The sequence below is a fragment of the Kitasatospora sp. GP30 genome, from assembly GCF_029892145.1.
In the GTDB taxonomy this organism is placed as follows: domain Bacteria; phylum Actinomycetota; class Actinomycetes; order Streptomycetales; family Streptomycetaceae; genus Kitasatospora; species Kitasatospora acidiphila.
Genome location: NZ_JARZAH010000003.1, coordinates 99,563 through 120,073, shown reverse-complemented (window position 1 = coordinate 120,073; position 20,511 = coordinate 99,563). Strand labels below are relative to the sequence as shown.

Below are 20,511 nucleotides of genomic sequence, written 5' to 3'. Positions count from 1 at the left end.
GACGAACCAACGGCACATCAGGTTCCACCCTAGGCGGGCACGGCGGCGGCGAGGGCGCCATTGCGCATCCTCGCCCCGGACCGGCACCGCCGGTGAGCTGCTGTGCGGCCCCGGCCTTACGGGGAGGTAAATAAGATTTGGATGCTACTTTCTGCGAATGCTCTTGGATGCCCGTCAGGCCGGCCCCGCTACGGCGGGAGCGCACCCGGACCGCCGCCTTCGCACCCGGTGGGCGCTGGCGACCGCCGTCGTCGGTGGCGCGCTGCTGTTCTGCGCGTTCCCCCCGATCAACGCGTGGCCGCTCGCCCCGGTCGGTGTCGCCCTGCTGGTCGTGGCGGTGGCGGGGCAGCGGATGCGCACGGCCGCGGGCATCGCCCTCGTCTTCTCACTGGTCTTCTTCGGTCTGCTGGTCCGCTGGTTGTCCGGCAACATCGGTCTGCTGCCCTGGGTGGCACTGAGCGTCGCCGAGTCGCTGCTGCTGGCCGCGATGACCGCGCCGCTGCCGCTGCTGCTGCGGCTGCGCGGCCGGGTACCGCTGATCGCCCTGTGGTGGACGGCGACCGAGGCGGTGCGCAGCCGCCTGCCGCTCGGCGGGTTCCCGTGGGGGCGGCTGGCGTTCAGCCAGGCCGACTCACCCGCGCTGGGGTGGGCCCGGGTGGCCGGGGCGCCGGCCGTCACGTTCGTCGTCGCGCTCGTGGGCGCCGCGATCGCCGGGCTGGTGCTGGCGCCGCCCACGACCCGGCGGCGGCTGTTCGCGGCCGGCTGGTGCGTCGTCGCACTGGCGGTGTCGCCCGCGATCCCGCTGCCGAGCGCGGCCGGCAGCAGTCCTACGGCGGCGGACAAGACCGCGTCAGGCAACTCGATTTCGGCGGACAAGACCGCGGCCGGCAGTTCCACCGCGGTGCTCTCGCTGGTCCAGGGCAACGTGCCGCGCGAGCGCTCGCTCGCGGAGCAGGCCCGCATCCAGCAGGTGACGAGCAACCATGCCGACGCGACCCTGAAGCTGGCCCAGGACATCCACACCGGCAAGGTCCCGCAGCCGGACCTGGTGCTCTGGCCGGAGAACTCCACCGACTCCGAGCCGCGCACCGACCCGGCCCTGAGCTTCCTGATCGACCAGTCGGTGGCCGCCGTCAACCGGCCGATCCTGGTGGGAGCCATCCTCGACGGCCCGCAGGGCCAGACCTACAACGCCGGCCTGCTCTGGGACCCGCTCAACGGCCCCGGCCCCTGGTACGCCAAGCGCCAACTGGTCCCGTTCGGCGAGTACATCCCGCTGCGCAGCCTGTTCGGCGGCCTCGGCGACCTGCAGCTGATCCCGCGCAACTTCACGCCGGGCAGCCAGACCGTCATCTTCAACACCGGCAACATCCACCTGAGCGACGTGATCTGCTACGAGATCGGCTACGACGGGCTGGTCCGGGACGGCGTGCGAGCCGGTGCCAACCTGCTGGTCGAGCAGACCAACGACGCCGCCTTCACCCGCGACGGCAGCCCCGACGAGACCGACCAGCAACTCGCGATGGCCAGGCTGCGGGCCGTCGAGCACAACCGCTCGGTCGCCGTGGTCTCCACCACCGGTGTCAGCGCGGTGATCCGGCCGGACGGCACGGTCGCCGCCCAGACCGGGCTGTGGCAGCAGCAGACCCTCACCGAGCGCGTGCCGCTGCGGACCGGCCTCACCCTGGCCGACCGGGTCGGCGCATGGCCGGAGGCGGGGGCGCTCACCGCGACCGTCGCCGCCCTCGCGTGGGCCGCCCTTCGCAGTCGTCTGGGCCGCAGCCGCAAGGGCCGCCGCAGCGCGGCAGCGGGCTCGGCCGAGGCCGGAGTGCAGGGGTAGGGTGGAACGCATGCCGACGAGTCTTGTCCTCCCACCGCCCGCCGCCTGAGCGGGCGGCCAGGCCACGGATGACGTGAACCCCCGGGTGTCCCGGGGCGGTCGGTGCTGCCCGCAGACGAGAGCACGCGACCATTTCTCGTCCCCTGTGGGAGACCTCCTTGTCTGCGACACCCCTGTCGGCTCCGCGTACCCTCACCGTCGGGCGCGGCCTCTGCTACCTGCTCGTCTCCGCCACCTCCTGGGGCACCGCCGGTGCCGCCGCCGCGCTGCTCTACGGGCGCAGCGGCCTGGGCCCGGTGGCGCTCACCTTCTGGCGCTCGGCCGGCGGGGTGGCACTGCTGCTGCTCGCCTGCGCGGTGCGCGGCCGGCGGCTTCCCAAGCGGCCGCCACTCGGCCAACTGTCCATCAACGGCCTGGGATTGACGCTCTTTCAGATCGCTTACTTCGAGGCCGTGGCCGGCACGGGGCTTGCCGTCGCCACCGTGGTGACGCTGGGCGCGGCGCCGGTCCTGGTGGCCCTCGGGGCGCGCGTACTGCTGCGGGAGCGGCTGGGCCTGGCCGGGGCGACGGCGGTGGCCGGGGCGGTCACCGGCCTGGCGGTACTGATGCTGGGCGGCGCGGGCAGCGGGGCCGTGCGGCCGGGCGGGGTTGCCTGGGCGCTGGCGTCGGCCGCCGGGTACGCCTGCATGACGCTGTACGGGCGCCGGTCGGCGCAACGCGGCGTCACCGCCGACCCGTTGGCCAGCACCCTCTACTCGTTCCTGGTCTGCGCGGTGCTGCTGCTTCCGTTCGCTGCCACCAGCGGATTGCTGCCGCAGACCGAGGGGTTGGGCCGGACGGTGCTGCTGCTGCTCTACATCGCCGCCGTGCCGACCGCGCTCGGCTACGGCCTGTACTTCGCGGGCGTGGCCGTGGTCCGCGCCACGACGGCGTCGGTGATCGCGTTGATCGAACCGGTGAGCGCGGCGGTGATCGCCGTGGCGCTGCTCGGCGAGCACCTGGCGCCGGCCACGGTGGCCGGGACCGGGTTGCTGCTGCTGTCGGTGACGGGGCTGGCGCTCGCGGAGGCGCGGGGCGCGGGCGGGGGCCGGGGCCGCCCCAGCAGCGTTCAACGCCGCTGAGACGAGGTGACCACCGGGTGGGGCGACTCATCGGGCACATGGTTAACCTCAAGCCCGGTCATTCATGGCCGGGTCGTTGACCGGCCAGCTTCAGGCCGGGGCGCGCGGCGATGGCAGCGGCCGACGGGACAGCACTGCTGTCGGCCGACGGACGGGCCAGCCCCATGCGGCTTATGGTGTCCGGAAATTGCACGGCCGCCGGCTCACCGCCGTCGTTGCGGTAGCGTGCCCGGATGGCCATCTCGACACGCAAGGCGGTCCTCGCGGACCGCGCCAGAGTGCTCGCCCTGATCGACAGCGCTCGGGGTGACGGACTGTCCGCGCTCGAGCGCGCCGAACAGGGTTTCGTGCAGGGGCACTTCGACGAGCACAAGCTCGCCTCGATCGAAGCCACCACGGGCATCTACGTCGCCGAGGAGGACGGGCAGATCGCCGGCGCCGCCCTCACCAGTGCCACGTCCGTGATCGACGAAGGCCCGCCGCGGCTGACCGTGGACGCGGCGTTGCGCGCCGGCCTCGCGTCGAGCGCGGACCGGCTCTACCTCTACGGGCCGGTGGTCGTGGACCGGGCTTTCCGCGGACGCGGAGTCGTACGGAGTCTGTTGCGTGCAGTCGACGCGAACCTCAGCGAGCGCTTCGACCACGGGGTCCTGTTCGTGGAGCAGTCCAACGACAAGTCGCTTGCGGTCCATCGACACCTGGGCATGCACGAAGTAGCGGAATTCGCCGTGGCAGACCGCAAGTACACGGTGTTCAGCTTTGCGTCCGGCACCTTCTGCGATCCACCGGCGGGGTCGTCTTCGTCGTCTTCGTCCTCTTCGTCGTCCTCTCCCTCGTGATGCCGTAAGCGCCCGGGTAGACCCCTCCTCGGCGGCGGCAACGGTAGGACTTGGCGGACTGTCGACCTTGCCGATACCGCGCCTTTGCCCGCACCGGCCGAAGCACAGTTCGACCGGTGCGGGCTTCGGGTAGGCGGTTCGTATGCATCGCATAAATGCGCTGAGTCACGCTGCTGACCTGTCACAATGGTCAGCGCCTCGGGAGGAGACCCGACCTCCAGGGCAACGGGGAAACCAGGGGGAAGTACATGAACGACATCAGCGTCCACCCGGGTACGCTGCGGACTTCGGCAGACGGCCTGCAGACCACCGCCGGGCAGGTCGGGCCGGCCGCCGGGCACTGGCTCGACGCCAGCGCCACCGCCGCGGCCTCCATGGCCGGCTGGCAGTCCGGACCCGCGCTCAAAGACTGCGCGGACAACTGGCAGACGCACATCAAGTCGATCGTCGACCAACTTCACACTTATGCCGGGCAGTTGCGTGATTCGGCGCAGTCCTACGACGCGGCCGAGCAGGAAGCCAACCGGCGGATCACCGAGGCTCTGACCGACCTGAATTCGACGGAGAGCTGATCGTGGACATCGCAACTCTCAAGGCTGCCCGGAGCGGCGACGTCGATGCCGCCGCCGGCGGCTGGATGTCCCTCTCCAAGGAGTGCTGGCAGGCCGTCAACGACATCCACGACAACGGTGTCGACCCGCTCAAGGCGAACTGGAAGGACCGCGTCGGCGCCGCCGCCGGTCAGAAGCTCGAGGAGCAGGCCCGCGCCCTGGAGGCCGGTGCCGACATCATGCGCGGCGTCGCCATGGTCCTCGACGGCCTCGGTGCCGAGATCAACCGAGCGCAGTTGTTGCTGAACTCCGCGCTCTCCATGGCCAACGACTACGGGCTGACCGTCGACGAGACGTCCGGAACGGTCCACGCGGCCTCCGGTGGCGCGGACTCCTCCCTGGACTCCGTCGTCCAGGAGGTCAACGCCATGGTCCAGGAGGCGCTGCGCGAGGCCACCCAGGCCGACCAGCAGGCGGCCGCCGAGCTCCAGAAACTCGGCAACGCCACCTGCGAGACCGACCCGGACAAGGCGCTGAACGACCTCCAGAACGAGGCCTCCCAGGTCGAGCTGAACGAGTACAAGGGCGGTATCCCCGACGGCCAGGACCCGCGCCTGGTCGCCGACTGGTGGAAGGCCCTGCCCGACGACCAGCGCCAGCAACTGATGCTCTCCAACCCGGTGGAGCTGGCCAACCTCCCCGGCATCCCCGACGACGTGAAGCTGCAACTGCGCGGTGGCCCCGGCGCCAAGTACGACCGGGTCAAGACGGTGCAGTGGGCGCTCGACCACTGGAACGACCACAGCGTCGACAGGTTCGACGACAACTGCACCGACTTCGCCTCCGAGGCACTGCTCCAAGGCGGCCTCAAGCCCAAGTGGGACTCCTGGTGGGGCTGGCGCGGCGACGACACCTGGGGCCGCAGCGACGACCCGGGCAGCGACTGGCTCTCCCAGCGCACCGACTACTCGAAGAGCTGGGCCGGCGCGCAGAACATGCACGACTTCATGATGCGCCACGGCGGCCAGGAGGTCCCGCCGGACCAGGTGAAGCCCGGAGACCTCGTCTACTACGAGGAGGACTCCAGCCAGGACTCGCAGGACGGCAAGGGCGTCATCCACCACACGGCGGTCGTCACGGCCGTGACCCCGGACGGCGACATCCGCTACACCCAGCACAGCGGCGACCAGCGGGACGTCAGCATCGGTGGTCGCATGGACGCCTTCCAGGAGGGGCGCGGCCACCAGAAGCTGCACTTCGTGCGCGTGAATCCGGACTGGTGAGAGACAGTGATCGACGCCGACGTCAATCGGACACCCGGGTGGCTCAAGGCCCGGTACTCCCTGGTCCTCGTCCTTGCGGCCTGGGCTTGCACCGTTCCCACACTGCTGGCGGACGATGACATAGGAGCGCTGCTGCGCAAGTGCCAGGACAGCCCTGGCGCTCCGGGCTACGTGCTGCCCCTCGCCTGGGCCGGTCTGGTGCTGGGCATCGCTGCTGTCTGCTGGGGCGGATGGCAGTTGGTCGCGGTGATGCGGGCGAAGTCGCACCGGCCCAGCGGCGGGCACGCCCTGCTCTACGCCGTCCTGCCCGTGGCGGTCATCGCCGCGCTGCTCCAAGCGGCGGTGCTGCAGACGGCGGTCAAGGACTCCCACCCGCGACCGAGCCCCTGCTTCGGCAGCGCGCGACTCGCGACGGATTGGACTGCGTCGTCAATCGGCCTGCGGGGCCACGGGGTTGGGAGCGCGAGGCAGGTGCCGGGGTTGTAGTGGTCGATGGCGCGGCTGCCGTCTCAGGTCATGCCTGATGATCTGTGCGCTGCCGCGCCCAGTGATCAATCGCCGAGCAGTAGTGCGGCGACCGCCTCCGGGGCCTCGTGCATGGCGTCGTGGCCGGTCGGGAGGTCGTGGACCTGCCACTCGGGATCGGCTTGGAGTCGGCTGCGGAGTTCAGCGAACGGCGTCCGGTCCTCCCATCCCGAGCAGTAGATGAACTCCCGACGGGGGACCTGGGCGAGCGCGCCGGTGAGCCGGATCGTCTGCAGGAACGAGGCGAGGGGATGGGGGCGGCGGCGGGGATCGCCGCCGCCCGGCGGTCGGACGGCGTAGCCGGTGGCCGCAGCGCCGGCAGCGAACACGTTCCGGAAGTGCTCGTTCGTTGACGACCAGCACGACTCGCCATCGCGCGGTACGTAGGCGTCGAGGTGCACCAGTCGTGAGATCCGGCCCCCGGCGCGATCGGCGGCGGCGGCGACCACCATCCCGGCGTAGCTGTGGCCGACCAGCGTCGCGTCGGTGATGTGCGCGCGATCGAGGTGCCGCAACACGTCGTCGGCGTGCGTGTCGAGATTGGCGGCCGCGACCGTCGCGTAGTCGTCGTCGGGCCCTAGACCGGTCAGGGTCAGGGCATGAACGGTGTGACCGGCACGCTCCAGCAGCGGAACCACTGCCTCGAACGACCAGGAGCCCTTCCAAGCGCCGGGCACGAGGACGAACGTCGCCATGCGTTTCTCCTTCTCTCTCAATCTCACTCAAGCCGCAGCACCGAGGCACGCTGCCTCGATGCCATGTGGTCCGCTCGGGCGCTGTCCGCGACTGAAGGCCACGTGGCATGGAAGTAGTGTCACCAGATCAAGATGTGGCTTGTTAGCGATAGGACGCCAACTGATGCCTGTTCACGGCCAACCTCGCCGGAACGCCGGTGTGACGTCACAGATGTGGCCGTCTGGCGGGCGCCACCTCTGGCCGTCCGGCGGAACGAGCGCACAGCAGTCGCATGCACGGGGACACCTGGTCTACGCAGCCAGCGGCGTCCTGGCAGTTCACACCCAGCGCGGCACGTCGATCGTTCCCGCCAACCGGGTCGCCTGGACCCCCGCCGAGTTCATGCACTACCACCGCGCCCACGGTGACACCGATATGCGGATCGTCTTCCTCGCGCCATCCCTCGCCCGGCTCATACCAGGCCATCCCGCCGTGTTCCTGGCCTCCGGCCTTGCCCGCGAGGTCCTGCTCGCCCTGACCAGGCCCCGAGCTTGCGGGGATGCCGCGCCCGACCACAGCCGCTCCGCGCGCTCCCGCCTCCATCGCGTCCTCGTCGATGAACTCCGCGAAGCACCCGAGGAGCCACTGCACCTGCCGGAGCCACGGGACGACCGACTGCAAGCCATCGCCCGGATGCTGCACGAGACGCCGGACGACAACGCAACGCTGGCCGAACTCGGTAAGACGATCGGAGCCAGCAGTCGCACCCTCAGCCGACTGTTCCGCAGCGAACTCGGCATGACCTTCTACGAGTGGCGCACGCAGCTACGCATCCATCACGCACTCGTGCTCCTCGCCGACGGCCACGACACCACCCAAACCGCCTACGCCTGCGGATGGGCCAACCCCAGCGGCTTCATCGCAGCGTTCACCAACATCATCGGCACGACCCCGGGCCGCTACCGAGCCGGCCGCGGGACCACCGCCCACGCATCTCAACTCCCCGCAGTGGTCGAGTCGTCGGGGTGAAGCGGACTCGCACCCGGGCCGATTCGGTCCGCGCTCGGAGAGGAGACGACCCCCGCGTGCCTCGCGATTCCCGCACAAGTACAGAGCCGAAAAACGGCCCAGGACATCTGTTCCGGGCCGTTTTCCTGTAGCGGAGACGGGATTTGAACCTGCGACAACTGTGGTCACCGCGCGGTCGGTTGGTTCAGCGGGCGGCGGCCAAGTTGGTGGTGATCGTGGCGTGGAGCTCCCTCATGGCGGCGAGGGTGGCGTCGAGGTCGGGGACGGCGGGGCTGGTCTGCTGGGTGACCTGGGCGTCGAGGGTGCGGCCGAGGGCGTCGAGGTCGGCGAGCGCGGCTTGGTGGTCGAAGGGGTGGCCGTGGTTCATGGGGTTCCGTTTCCGCTTCTGGGCGTGGTGAGTAGTCGTGCGGCGGGGCCCCGCACGGGAGTTGGGGTGGGGCGGGGTGCTCAGGTACCGCGCAGGGCGGCGCGGTGGAGCATGCGGTTGGCGCGTTCGAAGCCGAACAGGCACCAGGGGATGGCGACTTGGAGTCCGCCCTTGGTCGTGATCAGCGGCCCCGGGGCGACCAGGGTGAAGCGGGAGCAGCAGTGGCAACGCCCAGGACCCCAGAGGTCGTTGGGCGGGAGGGGGATCGGCCAGCTGCTCATCGGCGAGCCCTGCGGGCGCGGTGGCGCTCGGCCCATTCGAGGAACGGCCCGCCGGCGATCACGCAGATCATGAGGAGCGGGGCTGCGGTGTAGCAGAACGCGGTGACGCGGGTGGAGAGCGGGGAGGTGGCCAGGAGCAGGGCGGCGACCAGGCCCGCGCCGAGGCTGAGGGTGAGGGCAGTGGCGGTGGCGATGGTGACGCAGGCGGCACGGGAGGGCATGGACGTCACCGCGCCGAAGGGGTCGGGGAGTTGTCGGCGGGTTCGATGAGGTCGGCGGAGACCTCCCACTCGTAGCCGCCGCGCGGGGGCCGGAGGTAGACGGTGGGGTGCTTCTCGTAGCCGGGGCCCATGTAGGTCCCGATGCGTCCAGTGGTGAGGTCCCGGACGAGCTCTCCGGGGTGGGGGGCGTACGGCGCGCGGGGAGGGTGCGCAGAGGTCGGCTGAGCGCTCATTGGGTCGCTCCTTTCAGTGATCGTGCAGTAACAGGATCGGCATCAGGGCGTACGATCGCCAGTACTTCCACGTTGACTGTTCTCCTATGTTTAAGGAGCGTCCGAATATGACCGAGGTCGAAAATGACGCGTCGTCATCGGCTCTGGTGCGCTTCGGGAGCGAGCTCCGCAGGTCACGACTGGCGAGGCGGTGGTCTCAGGTCGAGACCGGCAAGCGGATGGGGTACTCGAACACCCTCATCTCGTACCTCGAAAGAGGACAGCGTTCCCCAACAAGGCCGTTCGCTGTTAAAGCTGATGAGGTGTTCGGTACGGGCGATCTGTTCCTCGAACTGTGGCGGCGCTACACACGTGCCGCCCAACTGGAAGGCTTCGCTGAGTTCGCTGACGCCGAGGCTCGGTGCCGACGGCTGCGGGCGCTGGCGCTGACGGTAGTTACGGGACTCCTCCAAGTGCCGGACTATGCCTGGGCGCTGGCGCTAGCTGCCGTGGAACGTGGTGCCATCACACGCGCAGCGGCTGAGCAGCGCGTGGAGTTCCTGCTGACGCGTCAACAACTCCTGGTGCAGAAGTCGCCGCCCATCGTCCATGCTGTGTTGGACGAGAGCTGCCTGGCGCGACCGATTGGCGGGCCAGTTGTGATGGGCAAGCAGCTCGATCACCTGGCTGAGCTGGCAGCCCGGCCGAACATCACCATCCAGGTGGCGCCCTTCTCGCTCGCCGAGAACCTGCCGTTCACGTTGCCAGTGATCCTTCTTGATCTGCCGGACAGCTCCGTAATTGGGTATGCCGAATCGCAGACCCAGGGTCATCTTGAGCGTAGGCGCCAGACCGTAGCGGGATGGGAGAGAGAGTACGATCAGCTACTGGTGGAAGCGCTGCCCAAAGCGGCCTCCCTGGCACTGATCCGCAAAGCTCGAAGGGGGCTTGCTCCGTGATCCCTGACCTGTCCAACGCTTTCTGGTTCAAGTCGTCTCACAGCAACAATGGCGGTGAGTGCGTAGAGGTGTCCGCTAGCCTCCCTAACGCTGTGCCTGTCCGCGACTCCAAGAACCCTGAGGGCCCGGCCCTGGTGTTCACCTCCCAGGGCTTTGCTGCCTTCGTCCGGGGCGTGAAGAGCGGTACCTTCGACGCTGCCTGATCATGCCTCAGGTCAGTAACCCCCTGGCTCGCCCGACTCCAGGCGAGCCAGGGGTTTCCTATATCCGCCCACCGGTAACCGATAGGAGTACCGGCTCGACCCGCGTGGTACGAAAGGACGTTCGCCATGAACAAGTCCCCCGTCACCTGGTTCAAGTCGTCCTACAGTGACAACGGCGGTGACTGCATCGAGGTCGCCCTCGGCATGACCTGGTTCAAGTCGTCCCACTGTGACAGGGGCGGTGACTGCATCGAGGTCTCCGCCAGCCTCCCCACCGCCGTCCCCGTCCGCGACTCCAAGAACCCGGACGGGCCCGCCCTGGTCTTCAGCCCCGAGGGCTTCGCCGCCTTCGTCCTGGGTGTGAAGCGTGGTGCCTTCGCCGCTGATGCCTGACAGCGCGTCAGGCTGAGCAGTCGCCTGCTGCGCACATGGGAAAAGGTCGATCGATCAGCCGCCGGCCGTTGCGATGAGGCGCCGCAGCGAGGCGTGGCCGGGTGGGCCCCAGGTGGGCTTGCCGCCGGGGCGGCCGTGGTCGCCGGCGTCTCCGATGAGGATGCAGGCGAGGGCTTTCAGTACCGCGTAGCCGCGGGCGCGACGCAGGGTCGCTGCGTCCGGCGTCGGCTGGTACGCGGCATGGAAGCGGTCGGCGGCGCCGTCCGGCAGCAGGAGCCACGCCGCGGCGAGGTCGCAGGCGGGGTCGCCTGCGCAGAGGTCGCCGAAGTCGATCACGCCGCAGAAGGTGCCGTCTGCGGTGAGCACGTTGGCCGGGTGCAGGTCGGCGTGGAGCCACAGTGCCGGGCCGGCCCAGGCAGGCGCCGCGGCGGCGTCCTCCCATACGGCCAGCACCGCGTCCGGGTCGGGGAGCAGCCCCAGCTCGGTGGCCGAGGCGAGCTGCGCGGCGAACCCCTCGGCGTACTCGGCCAGCGGCCCGCCGCGGTAGCGACCGGCGGGCGCCCCGGTGGGAGCGGGCCGGTGAAGGGCCGTCAGGAAGGCGGCCAAGGTGTCGGCCGCCTCTTCGGCGCGCGTGGCGGGGGCGCGGTCGGCGGGTTCGCCCTGCAGCCAGGTGGTGACGATCCAGGGCCGCGGAAACCGCTCGGAGGGCTCACTGAGGCGCTGCGGGACGGGGACCGGTAGCGGAAGCCGCGGGGCGAGGGCCGGCAGCCAGGCATGCTCCTTGCGCAGTAGCGCATCGGCGGACTCCGTCGCCCAGGGCAGCCGCACGGCGAGGTCGTCGCCGAGCCGCCACAGCTGGTTGTCCCAACCGCGCGCACCGAGCCGCAAGGGGTGATCGGCCAGGTCGGGGTGCTGGTCGCGCAGCAGCTCCCGGACCAACTCCGCAGTGATGTCCATCTCGGTGTGGGTCATGCGGAGCAACGGTAGTCGGGTGCGGGTAACGAGCGTGTCACAAGCCCAGGCGGAGCGATCCCGCTGATCGGCCTCTTGCATACGAGGTATGCATACTCGGTATGCTGCTTCACAGGGCTCGACGAGTCCGCCCCGCCGACGGCGCGCGCAACTTCCGTGCGCCCGCCCATGCCCCGTGATGCCCCGAACCACTGGGATGCGTCCGAGCGGAGGTACCTGATGCAGCGTCATGTTTCGCTATCTGCTGACTGGTTGGTGAATAGACAAATGAGTGGCACTCTCTCCGAGTCGGAGATGGCACCGACCGCCCTGAGGCCCCCCGCCGGCAAGGCGGCCCGATCGAAGAGCGCTCGGCTCGGCTGGCTGGACGGCCTGCGCGGGATCGCGGCGCTGCTGGTGGCGATCCACCACTTCGGGCTGGCGGACTGGATCCCCGGGGGAAAGGACTTCGAGAAGCACTTCGATCTCGGCCTCTACCCGGTGATGCTGTTCTTCCTGGTCAGTGGCTACATCGTGCCCGCCTCGCTGGAACGGCGCGGTGACGTCCGGGGGTTCTGGGTGGGCCGGATCTTCCGGATCTACCCGCTGGTCATCATCGCCGTCACGCTGGCCGCCGTCCTGCTGCCCCATGACTACTCGGCCGTGCCGTCGCAGGTCACCGACCGGCCGTTCTGGGCGTACCTGGCGAACCTCACGCTGCTGCACGAAATGACCAACATCGCCAGCGCGTTGGGCTCGATGTGGACGCTCTGCTACGAGATGGTCTTCTACTTCTTCGTCAGCGCGCTCTTCGTCAACGGCCGCCACCGGCAGAGCGCCCCGGTCTCGCTCTTCTTCGCCGGCGCCGCGCTGCTGCTCGGCGCCTGGTGGAAGCCGCAGTTGGTCACACCCAAGGCGCCGTGGGTGGCTCCCGGTCCCACGCACCACATCATCGTGGCCACCGCGCTGCTGATGCTCACCGGCCTGGTCCTGATCATGCTCGGCCGCCCGCAGCTGATCCGGATCGGCGCCATGGTGCTCGGCGGCCTCGGTGCGGCGCTGCTCTTCATCAACGCCCGCTCCACCTTCTTCGAGAGCATGACGATCCTGGCCACGATGTTCGCGGGGACCGTCATCTTCCGCGCCGAGCAGCGCCAGATCGACCGCAGCCTGGCCTGGATCTGCTGCGCGTTCGTGCTGACCACCGGCTTCCTGGTCGGCTACTTCTACGACAACCCGGATGCCCAGAAGATCACCTGGACCGGCAGCTGGCAGGGCTTCTCCCTCGCCTACGTGGGAGCGTGGGCGACCTTCGGGCTGGGCATGCTGCTGCGCAACCGGCGCTGGCCCCGGGTGCTGACCTGGCTTGGCAAGATCAGCTACTCGGTGTACCTGGTGCACCTGCCGGTCCTCTGGGCCACCTGGTGGTTCAAGGACAAGGTCGTCCACTTCCCGGACAACGGCCCCGGCCGCTGGCTGCTGCCCGCGTTCTTCATCGCGATGGTCCTGCTGTTCAGCGAACTCACCTACCGGCTGGTCGAGATACCCGGCCAGAAGCTCGGCAAGCGGATCGCCGCCGCTCTGAACCGCCGCACCGGCGACACGGCGGTTACCGACTAGGGCAGCCAGGGCTTCCAGTGCCCGCCCGCTGCAGAGACGGGCTGTGGTGGGCGCCGATCGACATGGGTCGAACGCCTGTTCTAGGATCTCTGTCGATCGTGCGACCAGCCGAGGTCGACATCAAGGGGCGGGAGCGACTCGGGTATGGCAGAGATCGTCTTGTTTCACCACGCGCAGGGGCTGACTCCCGGCGTGGTCGGCTTCGCCGACCAGCTGGGGGCGGCCGGGCATGTCGTCCACACCCCGGACCTGTTCGATGGGCGCACGTTCAACTCCATTGACGAGGGTGTCGGTTACGCACGGAAGGTCGGTTTCGACGAGATCACCGAGCGCGGCGTCCGCGCGGCCGAGGGCCTGCCCGGGGGGATCGTCTACGGGGGTTTCTCCCTCGGGGTGCTCCCCGCGCAGAAGCTGGCGCAGACCCGGCCGGGCGCCCGAGGTGCGCTGCTGCTCTCCGCCTGCCTCCCGGTCTCCGAATTCAGCGCGGCCTGGCCCGGCGGTGTGCTGGTCCAGGTGCACGCGATGGAGGCCGATCCGTTCTTCGTCGAGGACATCGACGCCGCCCGCGCGCTCGTCGCCGGTGCCGCCGAAGCGGAGCTGTTCCTGTACGCCGGAGAGCAGCACCTGTTCGCGGACGGTTCGCTGCCCTCCCATGACCCGGGCGCCTCCGCGCTCCTGACGCAGCGCGTGATCGAGTTCCTGGATTCCCTCGATTCCGTCGACTCCCTCGACGCGCGATGAGCTCCTCTGCGGTGACGATCAGTCAGGCGCAGGCGCGCCGGCTGGCCATCTCGCGGCAGTTGCTGTCCGGGGCCCGGCCGCCGGCCGGCGCCGAGCTCGCGGGCCTGGCCGCGTTCGCGGGCGCCGATGCCGTCGAGTTCGGTGACAGTGACACGGTGCCCGATCGGTGGCGCTCCACGCTGCTCGGATGACCTGACCGCGTTGCGTCAGGCACCATTTCCGGAGCAGGAAGGGCCTAGTGCTCAGTACGGTGCTGGTCGGGGATCCGGCCCGCGCGGCGCTGGCCGTGGGTCGCTCTGACCAGCACTGCGGGGGAGAACCTGTCAGGCCAGCCGGTCCGGAAGCGGGGCGAGGGTGAAGTTGTCCCAGATGAAATGGTCCATCTGGTGCTGATCGCCACTCAGGTTGACGACGCGGTCGACCTTGCCGTCGGCGCGGAAGTGCCAGACCAGGGCCCACATGGTATCCACCTTGCCAAGACCCTCGGTCGTCCACCCACGGTGAATGTCGACCACGTACTCGTCATTCGTGCCAAAGAAGATCGGCTCAGCCTTGAAGCCCGCCTTACCGAGCTGGTCGAAGAAGCTGCGCACCTCTGCGATTCCTCGCTTGGTGCCCGAGAGCGGATGGCGCCCCGGGATCGTCCACTCGATGTCCTCGGCCAGCACGGCGCTCATGCTCTCGGCGTCACCGGCAGCGTAAGCGGTGAAGAACCGCTCAATCGCGTCGACCTTCGGATCCTTCGCACTCATGGAGTCCCCCCAGATAGTTGATCACGTCGTATCGAGGCAGGATGCCACGCCTCAGTGGGCGGGGCCATCGGGTTTCCAGATCACGAGACAGCTCATGCGGGACCTCGCGCGTGCTCGACCGGATGGTCCGTCAGGCGGCTGCGCTGAGGGTGCGTCTGCCCCAACGGACGCCCCTCTTGCATCGGATGCCCGGCGCGTTCGCGGCGTTGGGCGGCCAGGATGTCGGCGTGGCGGGCGTTGGCGTTGCGCCAGCGCAGGTAGAGGTGCAGCTCGCACGTCTGACTGTGTGGCAACTGGTACTGCCCCGACGCACGATCTGCTGCAGCCGCTGCCCCTCCTGGGCGCTCAGCCTGCGAACTTCGACCGGCTCTGCCACCACGCCTCCACGCATTGGATGGGATGTCAGCCCCCATCCAATCGGCCGCCCCAGCCTCGGCGCGGGCAGGAACCCGGGAACCTATGCGGTCAGTGCCGTAGGTCGCGATCAGAACACGTTGATCGCCCCCGGTGCCCGCTCCGCCCGAGTCAGTGCCCGCAGCATCGCGCCCTGACCATGGCGCCGAGTGGCCAGGCGGGACAACAGCGCGAGCACCGGGTCGTAGGCGTCGTCGGCGAACTCGGGCGTGGCCCAACCGAGACTGGCCGCCAAGTCGTCCTGATGTACCACCAGTTCCACCAGCCTGGTGACCAGGAAGTCGTCAAGTCGCAGCGCCCATCCCGTCTGCGGCAGGAACACCGCCTCCGCGCCGGTCCGCTTCGCCAACTCGCCGCGCTGCTCGGCAAGTGCGGCGCGGGCCCGGGTGACCAGCGGCGCCGGACCCTCGGTGCCGTGCTGCTCGGCGCGGGCCCGGATGCCCGCGTTGGCCTCGCTGTCGAGCGGGGCGCCGATCCAGGCGGCGCGCTCGTAGTGGTCCAGCAGCGGGATCGGGGGCTCGGTGGACTCGGGGGCGGTCAACGCCGCCGAGACGCTGAGGACTTGGTGGGCGAGGTGGCCGGCGAGGGCGCCGACCGTCATCTCCGGCAGGGCGCTGGGTTGTTGCCAGGCCGCGGCAACATCAGGATGTGCCACGAGAGTTACCGCTTGCTCGGCGGCGGTCAGGTAGCCGGTGATGACGGTCATTGCTCCTCCAAGCTGGTCCGGGTCAACGCAGAGTGGGTACGTCGCCGCCATGTTGCCACTCGACGGTGACTCCGGGCAGGCCGGCGACCCAGGGGGCGACGAGTTCGGCGAGGCGGGCGGGGTCGGGCGGGGTCTGGCCGAGGCCGATCGCGAACCGGGCCGACGTCGGGCCGGCTTCGAACGGGCGCGGCCAGGCATGGAGGTCGGGGGAGTCCTCGGCGAGGGCGGTGAGCAGGGTCAGCAGCCGACCGCGCATCCGGCCGAGCAGCTTCTCGAACGCCGCGGGGTCGGTGGCCCGCAGTGAGACGGTCGCCCAGCCCGCGTGGCGGCGGTGCAGCGGCGGGCCGGCCAGCAGCTGGTCGGCAGGATCACCATCGCCTTCCGTCAACTCCCAAGCGCGGTACAGCTCCTGGCTCAGCAGCTCCAGCCCGCCTGGCAGTAGCTGACCCGTGCAGCTGCGGATCGGCTCGGACGGTGTCAGCACGGTGCCGGGCCGGTACGAACCGCCGTCCCATGCCCCGAGGCGCACCGGCCGCTGCCAGTCCCAGGCCGCCCAGTCGCCGAAGAACGCGCACCGCAGGGCGTCGCCGTCCAGCTCCGGGTGCGCGCGCACCGTGCGGGCCGCCAGCACGGCCCAGGCCACCCCGGGCAGTCCGCCGAACGGCGCGCTGTCCAGGCCGCGTGCCTTGGCCCAGGCCTTCACCTCGCGGGCCAGCCGGGCGAACGCCGGGTGGCGGTCGCCGACGGCCACGCGCACCGCGTCCGCATCGCTCACCGCACTCAACGCGAGAGCGGCCGACTCCCCGAGCTCGGCGCGCCGGTCCACCGCCTCGGCGGGCGGCAGCGCCCCGGCACCCACCAGCACCAGATCGACGCCGAGCCCGCCGAGCCGGAACCGCAATCCGGGAACCCGGGCACCGACCACCTCGCGCACGGCGGTGCCCGCGGGCAGTACGGCGGCAAGCCGCTGCTCGATGTCGGCGAGCCGCGCCTCACCCGGCAGCACGGCCACCAAGTCCAGGTCGGACCTATCCAGCGCGCACCCCATCCGCCGCGAGCCGACGACCTCCAGCACGGCGCCCGTTGCCGCCAGCGCCCGCGTCACCAGCTCCAGCGCCGCGTCGACCGCCTCCGCATCGGGCTCCTCGCCCGACGGCGGCCAGCCACCCCGCGCCTCCGGCAGCCACCGCAGCTCGCCCGTGCCCAGCGCGACCACGGCACGCGGACGCATCGGTCCGGCGCCCCGGCGGGACAGCAGCACCACCCCGCCGACATCAGCCCACATGGTGTCAAGATGCTGATCCGCAAAAGAGATCACGGTCTGCGGGTCGCTACTCCGCCCAAGGCTCAGATGCGGGGTGAATCCCGGCGCACGCCCCCGGCAGCGCGGGAAGCGCCGCAGCAACTCGTCCCGCAGTGCGGCCCACGGCTCCTCGCCGTCGGCCGCCGGGTCGAGCCAGACCGTCGCATCGCCGTGGTGCTTGAAGCTGTGCACACCCGCCAGTCGGGCCGTGAACGGCGCGACCTCGGCGGTGGCCGCCGCGACCAGCGGAGCCGCGCGGTCGAACGCGGACTCCGGGACGAAGCCGAAGAGCAGGTTGACATGCGGCGGCCAGCGGTGGATCTGGCGGTCGTGCCGGCGGCGCACCTCCTGGATGGCGGGCCACAACTCGTCCGGCGGGAGCCAGGCCACCGCCGTGCGCGCCGTGGGCGCGACGTCGAGCGCGCCGCCCGGCGGGTCGTCCAGATCGAGTTGACTCGCCACACCGTAATGGTCCGACACGAACAGCCCGTCCGGACCGGCGACGCGCCCGAGCAGCTCGGTGGCGGCGACGCGCGGGCCGCCGGGGCGCACCAGGATCCGGTCCAGCCGCGCCGCCCGCCCGGTCAGCGAGGAGATCGCGGCGAGCGGGTTGGCGGTCGGGTCGAAGGTCGGGGTGTGCGAGGCCGCGCCGTGCACCTCGGTCCAGGCGTCGCGCATCCCCAGCGCCGCCCCTGGTCCCTGAGCTCCTTCGCGGCCGTCGTTGAAGTCGCCGACCAGCAGCAGATCGCCCGGGACCCCGGCCAACCCCTCGGCCAGCTCTGCGAGTTCACGCTCGCGCTTGGCCGCGCCGTCGTCCGAGTGGTCGCTGCTCAGGTGGGTCGCCGCGACCACCAGCGGGCCGGTGGCGGTCTCCACGGTCAGCGCGGCGACCGCCTTGTGCGGGCCGAGGCTGTGCAGCGCCGCCTCACGCACCGGCAGCCGACTCAGCAGCAGCAGGCCGTGCTCGGTGACATCCCGGCCGTCCGGGGCGCAGCTCACGGTGTAGTCGGCGCGCACCCAGGGCGTGCGTAGCAGCAGGTCTAGGAGGGCGGGCTCGACCTCCTGCAGGGCGATCACGTCGGCGTCGGCGGCGGCGAGGGCGGCGAGCAGCAGCGGTCGCCGCCGCGCGGTGGCGATCCGGTCGCTGTCGTAGCGGCCCCACAGGACGTTCCAGGTGACCACCCGTGGGCGCAACCCGGCGGTGCCGTTGGGGAGTTCGGGAGCCGCCTCGGCCGCACGCCAGGCACCGGCCGCGTCGTCCCACCGGTAGGCCGGGCGGGCGGTGAAGAACGGCGCGCCCAGTCGGCGCGGTTCGCGGGCCCGGCCGGCCGTGCTGCGGTCCAGCACGTCGAGGCCGGTGGTCCGGTCCCACACCAACTCCCCGTCGGCCTCCACGAACAGCACCCGGTGCCAGGGGATGTCGCCGCCCGGTACGAAGGCCGGCAGCGCTATCCGCTTGGGCTCGGCCTGCCGCCGGCTCACCCCGAGCACGAAGCGGGCCGGGTCGAACCGCGGGTCCCAGCGGACCTGGTGGTAGATCTGCTCGCTGGTGCGCATCAGTGCTCCTCGGTGAACTGGGCGTCGCCGAGCGGCGCGTCGCCGGACCGCCCGTGGTCGAGCGGCGCGTCGCCGGATCGCCCGTGGTCGAACCGCGCGTCGCCGGATCGCGCGGCACCGACCCGCCCGTCGCAGGACCACCCGTGAGCGAACCGCGCGTCGCCGGACCGCCCGTGGTCGAGCGGCACGTCGCCGAAGGGCTCGTCGTCGATCTGCGCGTCATCCCTGTCCTGCACCGTGCCGCCCGGCCCGACGTACCAGGTGCGGTGGGCTTCGCCGGGATACGGCGGGGTGAACCGGCGCAGTTGGGTGGTGAGGGCGTTCTCGGGCACCCGGTGTTCACGGACGGCGTTGCGGCGGCGCAGCTCGGCCTCGTCGGCGAGCAGCACCGCGTGGGTGGTCAGCGCGTCGCGGCGCTGCGCCACCGCGTGCACCTGGGCGCGCTGGTGCCGGTTGAGCGAGGTGGCGTCCCAGACGACCGTGCCGCCCGCCGCCAACGCGGCGTCCAGCCGGGCCAGTCCGTCGCGCAGCACCTCGCCGTTGGCGCGCTGGTCGGCGCGGTCACCCCGGTCGGTCCGCAGCTCGTCCAGTGCTACGAAGCAGTCAACTCCCCTGAGCCGCCGAGCGAAGGCGCTCTTGCCGCTGCCGGACGGACCGACCAGCTGGATCAGCCGGGGAAACCTGCCGTCCCGCCAGCGCCAGGTGGCGGCCGCCGCCTCCGCTGCGGTGCTGAGCCGCCCGGCCGCGAACGCCTCCCGGGCCTGCGCCCAGCAGCGGTCCACCACCTCGGCGTCCAGTCCGGCCAACTCCGCGCGCAGCTCAGTGCGCAGTGGTGCCAGCGGTGCGGGGCCGAGCAGCCCGGCGTCCTCGGCGTGCAGCGCGGACCACTCGACCTGCTCGCGTTCCTCATCGGTTGCCGCGACGGCCGCCGCCACCGCGTGCAGCACCCCGAGATCGGCCGCGATCGCCAGGCGCCGCAGGCCGGTTGGGCGATCCTGGTCGGGGTACGGCCGCATCGGCCGGTCGTGCAGCCCGACCAGATCGGCGACCCGCCGGGCCAGCGGCATGCCGACCACCGGGGCCAGCCGCCCGGCCAGTCGGCCCCGAGGAGTGCCGTGCAGCAGCGCGGCGAGCACACCGGCGAGCCGGGCGTCTCCCGTGCGCCCCAGCACGTCGAGCCGCTCGGCGGCCGCGGCCACCCGGCGCTCCGGCGAACCGAGTTCGAGGCCCCCGGTCACCCCGAGTGCCGCCAGCAGCCGGCCAGGCTCGGCCGCCGCGCCGGAGCGGATCGCCCAGAGTTCGGCGGTCGGGCCCAACTCGTTGGGCACCACCGCCGCGTGCATCCAGTGGGTGCCGGTCTGCACATGGCCGGCCCGGACCCACTTGGCGACCCGTTGCCCGAACTCGGCCCGGGCGAACCCCGCGACACTGCGCACCACATAGCCCTCCTGGCGGTCCAGGTCGAGCTTCAGGGCCCGCAGTGCCCGTTCGTCCAGCACCCCGCGCCACAGCACCGGCGGCACCGGTATGCCCCGGGCGCGTAGCCAACGCACCGTCAGATCCCAGTCCAAGCACCAATCCTGGCCGTTCCAGACGGAGAACCCGTAGAAGAAGCCGGCCAGTTCGCGATACGGAATCGAGTGCCGGGCGTACAGGTTCTCGCCGCAGATCCGCCAACCGGCCGGGATGCTCGGGCCGATCCGGCCCTGCAGCGCCTTGACCCAGGTGCGGGACGGGTGGTGCGCGGAGTCCAGCGAACGGGCGTGCAGGCCGTCCTGGTAGAGGGTGGTGTTCTCACCGTCGAGCTTCTCGGTGACCACCACCTCCAGGCCGCGCAGGCCGGACAGGTCACCGGTGCGGACGTCGTCCCCGGAAGCGCCCGGCGACCAGGGCAGGTGGGGCGTCCGGGGATAGTGCGTGCGCATGATCGACTCCGTGAATGGGCGTGGGTGCCACTGTAGGAGCGGG

Annotated in this window: 24 protein-coding genes and 1 pseudogene; 13 read left to right on the top strand and 12 right to left on the bottom strand. The window is 70.9% G+C overall.

Annotation, left to right across the window (positions count from 1 at the left end; all coding sequences use genetic code 11):
- The first annotated feature begins 157 nt into the window (after positions 1-157).
- Complete coding sequence (gene lnt, locus P3T35_RS06270) at positions 158-1,840, top strand: apolipoprotein N-acyltransferase (RefSeq protein WP_101379570.1); 1,683 nt, start codon at positions 158-160, stop codon at positions 1,838-1,840.
- A gap of 158 nt (positions 1,841-1,998) precedes the next feature.
- Positions 1,999-2,961, top strand: coding sequence for an EamA family transporter (locus P3T35_RS06265; RefSeq protein WP_101379569.1), 963 nt, complete (start codon positions 1,999-2,001; stop codon positions 2,959-2,961).
- A gap of 58 nt (positions 2,962-3,019) precedes the next feature.
- Here the strand turns inward: P3T35_RS06265 and P3T35_RS06260 are convergent, their stop codons facing one another.
- The gene (locus P3T35_RS06260; RefSeq protein ID WP_143676766.1) at positions 3,020-3,202 is read right to left on the bottom strand and encodes a hypothetical protein; all 183 of its coding nucleotides are present in this window, start codon (positions 3,200-3,202) and stop codon (positions 3,020-3,022) included.
- Between P3T35_RS06260 and P3T35_RS06255 the strand changes: the two genes are divergently transcribed.
- The 4 genes from P3T35_RS06255 (at position 3,195) to P3T35_RS06240 (ending at position 6,120) form a co-directional block, all read left to right on the top strand.
- Positions 3,195-3,800 (top strand): GNAT family N-acetyltransferase, encoded by a 606-nt coding sequence (locus tag P3T35_RS06255; protein WP_101379568.1) that lies wholly within the window; start codon positions 3,195-3,197, stop codon positions 3,798-3,800. The two genes, P3T35_RS06260 and P3T35_RS06255, sit on opposite strands and share 8 nt — an antisense overlap.
- Before the next feature lie 248 nt (positions 3,801-4,048).
- On the top strand, positions 4,049-4,372 hold the full coding sequence (locus tag P3T35_RS06250; RefSeq protein ID WP_101379567.1) for a type VII secretion target: 324 nt from the start codon (positions 4,049-4,051) through the stop codon (positions 4,370-4,372).
- A 2-nt stretch (positions 4,373-4,374) separates the two neighbouring features.
- Positions 4,375-5,634, top strand: a complete 1,260-nt coding sequence (locus P3T35_RS06245) for an amidase domain-containing protein (protein WP_101379566.1) — start codon at positions 4,375-4,377, stop codon at positions 5,632-5,634.
- Between the two features lie 6 nt (positions 5,635-5,640).
- A complete protein-coding gene (locus P3T35_RS06240; RefSeq protein ID WP_101379565.1) occupies positions 5,641-6,120 on the top strand; it encodes a hypothetical protein in 480 nt (159 codons plus the stop codon).
- Between the two features lie 65 nt (positions 6,121-6,185).
- Here P3T35_RS06240 and P3T35_RS06235 read toward each other — a convergent pair whose 3' ends face one another.
- Positions 6,186-6,854, bottom strand: a complete 669-nt coding sequence (locus P3T35_RS06235; RefSeq protein WP_101379564.1) for an alpha/beta fold hydrolase — start codon at positions 6,852-6,854, stop codon at positions 6,186-6,188.
- A 415-nt stretch (positions 6,855-7,269) separates the two neighbouring features.
- Between P3T35_RS06235 and P3T35_RS06230 the strand changes: the two genes are divergently transcribed.
- Entirely contained in the window at positions 7,270-7,863 is a 594-nt protein-coding gene (locus P3T35_RS06230) for an AraC family transcriptional regulator (RefSeq protein ID WP_280704592.1), read from the top strand.
- A 184-nt stretch (positions 7,864-8,047) separates the two neighbouring features.
- Here the strand turns inward: P3T35_RS06230 and P3T35_RS06225 are convergent, their stop codons facing one another.
- The 4 genes from P3T35_RS06225 to P3T35_RS06210 all read right to left on the bottom strand — a co-directional run bounded on the left by P3T35_RS06225 (position 8,048) and on the right by P3T35_RS06210 (position 8,965).
- Positions 8,048-8,230, bottom strand: a complete 183-nt coding sequence (locus tag P3T35_RS06225; RefSeq protein ID WP_101379562.1) for a hypothetical protein — start codon at positions 8,228-8,230, stop codon at positions 8,048-8,050.
- An 80-nt stretch (positions 8,231-8,310) separates the two neighbouring features.
- A complete protein-coding gene (locus P3T35_RS06220) occupies positions 8,311-8,511 on the bottom strand; it encodes a hypothetical protein (protein WP_101379561.1) in 201 nt (66 codons plus the stop codon).
- A complete protein-coding gene (locus P3T35_RS06215) occupies positions 8,508-8,732 on the bottom strand; it encodes a hypothetical protein (protein WP_101379560.1) in 225 nt (74 codons plus the stop codon). Before P3T35_RS06215 ends, P3T35_RS06220 begins: the two co-directional genes overlap by 4 nt.
- Positions 8,733-8,737: 5 nt before the next feature.
- Positions 8,738-8,965 carry a hypothetical protein gene (locus P3T35_RS06210; protein ID WP_143676765.1) on the bottom strand — a complete coding sequence of 76 codons (228 nt, stop codon included), beginning with the start codon at positions 8,963-8,965 and terminating at the stop codon, positions 8,738-8,740.
- 107 nt (positions 8,966-9,072) lie between these two features.
- On the opposite strand from P3T35_RS06210, the gene P3T35_RS06205 reads away from it, so the two are divergent.
- The 3 genes from P3T35_RS06205 to P3T35_RS06195 all read left to right on the top strand — a co-directional run bounded on the left by P3T35_RS06205 (position 9,073) and on the right by P3T35_RS06195 (position 10,499).
- Positions 9,073-9,903 (top strand): helix-turn-helix transcriptional regulator, encoded by an 831-nt coding sequence (locus tag P3T35_RS06205; protein ID WP_180356368.1) that lies wholly within the window; start codon positions 9,073-9,075, stop codon positions 9,901-9,903.
- Entirely contained in the window at positions 9,807-10,106 is a 300-nt protein-coding gene (locus P3T35_RS06200) for a DUF397 domain-containing protein (RefSeq protein ID WP_101379558.1), read from the top strand. Before P3T35_RS06205 ends, P3T35_RS06200 begins: the two co-directional genes overlap by 97 nt.
- Positions 10,107-10,232: 126 nt before the next feature.
- Complete coding sequence (locus tag P3T35_RS06195; protein ID WP_101379557.1) at positions 10,233-10,499, top strand: DUF397 domain-containing protein; 267 nt, start codon at positions 10,233-10,235, stop codon at positions 10,497-10,499.
- Between the two features lie 54 nt (positions 10,500-10,553).
- Here P3T35_RS06195 and P3T35_RS06190 read toward each other — a convergent pair whose 3' ends face one another.
- Positions 10,554-11,471 (bottom strand): aminoglycoside phosphotransferase family protein, encoded by a 918-nt coding sequence (locus tag P3T35_RS06190; protein WP_101379556.1) that lies wholly within the window; start codon positions 11,469-11,471, stop codon positions 10,554-10,556.
- Between the two features lie 267 nt (positions 11,472-11,738).
- Here P3T35_RS06190 and P3T35_RS06185 point away from each other — a divergent pair, with 267 nt between their 5' ends.
- The 3 genes from P3T35_RS06185 (at position 11,739) to P3T35_RS06175 (ending at position 14,002) form a co-directional block, all read left to right on the top strand.
- Positions 11,739-13,070: an acyltransferase gene (locus P3T35_RS06185; protein WP_180356367.1), complete on the top strand. Its 1,332-nt coding sequence runs from the start codon at positions 11,739-11,741 to the stop codon at positions 13,068-13,070.
- Positions 13,071-13,214: 144 nt separating this feature from the next.
- Positions 13,215-13,811, top strand: a complete 597-nt coding sequence (locus tag P3T35_RS06180) for a dienelactone hydrolase family protein (protein ID WP_101379554.1) — start codon at positions 13,215-13,217, stop codon at positions 13,809-13,811.
- An 11-nt stretch (positions 13,812-13,822) separates the two neighbouring features.
- Positions 13,823-14,002 carry a hypothetical protein gene (locus P3T35_RS06175; protein WP_101379553.1) on the top strand — a complete coding sequence of 60 codons (180 nt, stop codon included), beginning with the start codon at positions 13,823-13,825 and terminating at the stop codon, positions 14,000-14,002.
- A gap of 132 nt (positions 14,003-14,134) precedes the next feature.
- On the opposite strand, the gene P3T35_RS06170 is transcribed toward P3T35_RS06175, so the two are convergent.
- From P3T35_RS06170 to P3T35_RS06150, 5 genes and pseudogenes are all read right to left on the bottom strand, one after another.
- Complete coding sequence (locus tag P3T35_RS06170) at positions 14,135-14,563, bottom strand: nuclear transport factor 2 family protein (protein WP_101379552.1); 429 nt, start codon at positions 14,561-14,563, stop codon at positions 14,135-14,137.
- 130 nt (positions 14,564-14,693) lie between these two features.
- Positions 14,694-14,844: pseudogene (locus P3T35_RS40375) on the bottom strand (IS630 family transposase); the annotation flags it as partial.
- A gap of 203 nt (positions 14,845-15,047) precedes the next feature.
- Positions 15,048-15,683 carry a maleylpyruvate isomerase N-terminal domain-containing protein gene (locus P3T35_RS06160; RefSeq protein ID WP_101379551.1) on the bottom strand — a complete coding sequence of 212 codons (636 nt, stop codon included), beginning with the start codon at positions 15,681-15,683 and terminating at the stop codon, positions 15,048-15,050.
- 22 nt (positions 15,684-15,705) lie between these two features.
- Complete coding sequence (locus P3T35_RS06155; RefSeq protein WP_101379550.1) at positions 15,706-18,543, bottom strand: poly(A) polymerase; 2,838 nt, start codon at positions 18,541-18,543, stop codon at positions 15,706-15,708.
- Positions 18,543-20,468 carry an RNA ligase family protein gene (locus P3T35_RS06150; protein ID WP_101379549.1) on the bottom strand — a complete coding sequence of 642 codons (1,926 nt, stop codon included), beginning with the start codon at positions 20,466-20,468 and terminating at the stop codon, positions 18,543-18,545. Before P3T35_RS06150 ends, P3T35_RS06155 begins: the two co-directional genes overlap by 1 nt.
- Between the last annotated feature and the right edge of the window lie 43 nt (positions 20,469-20,511).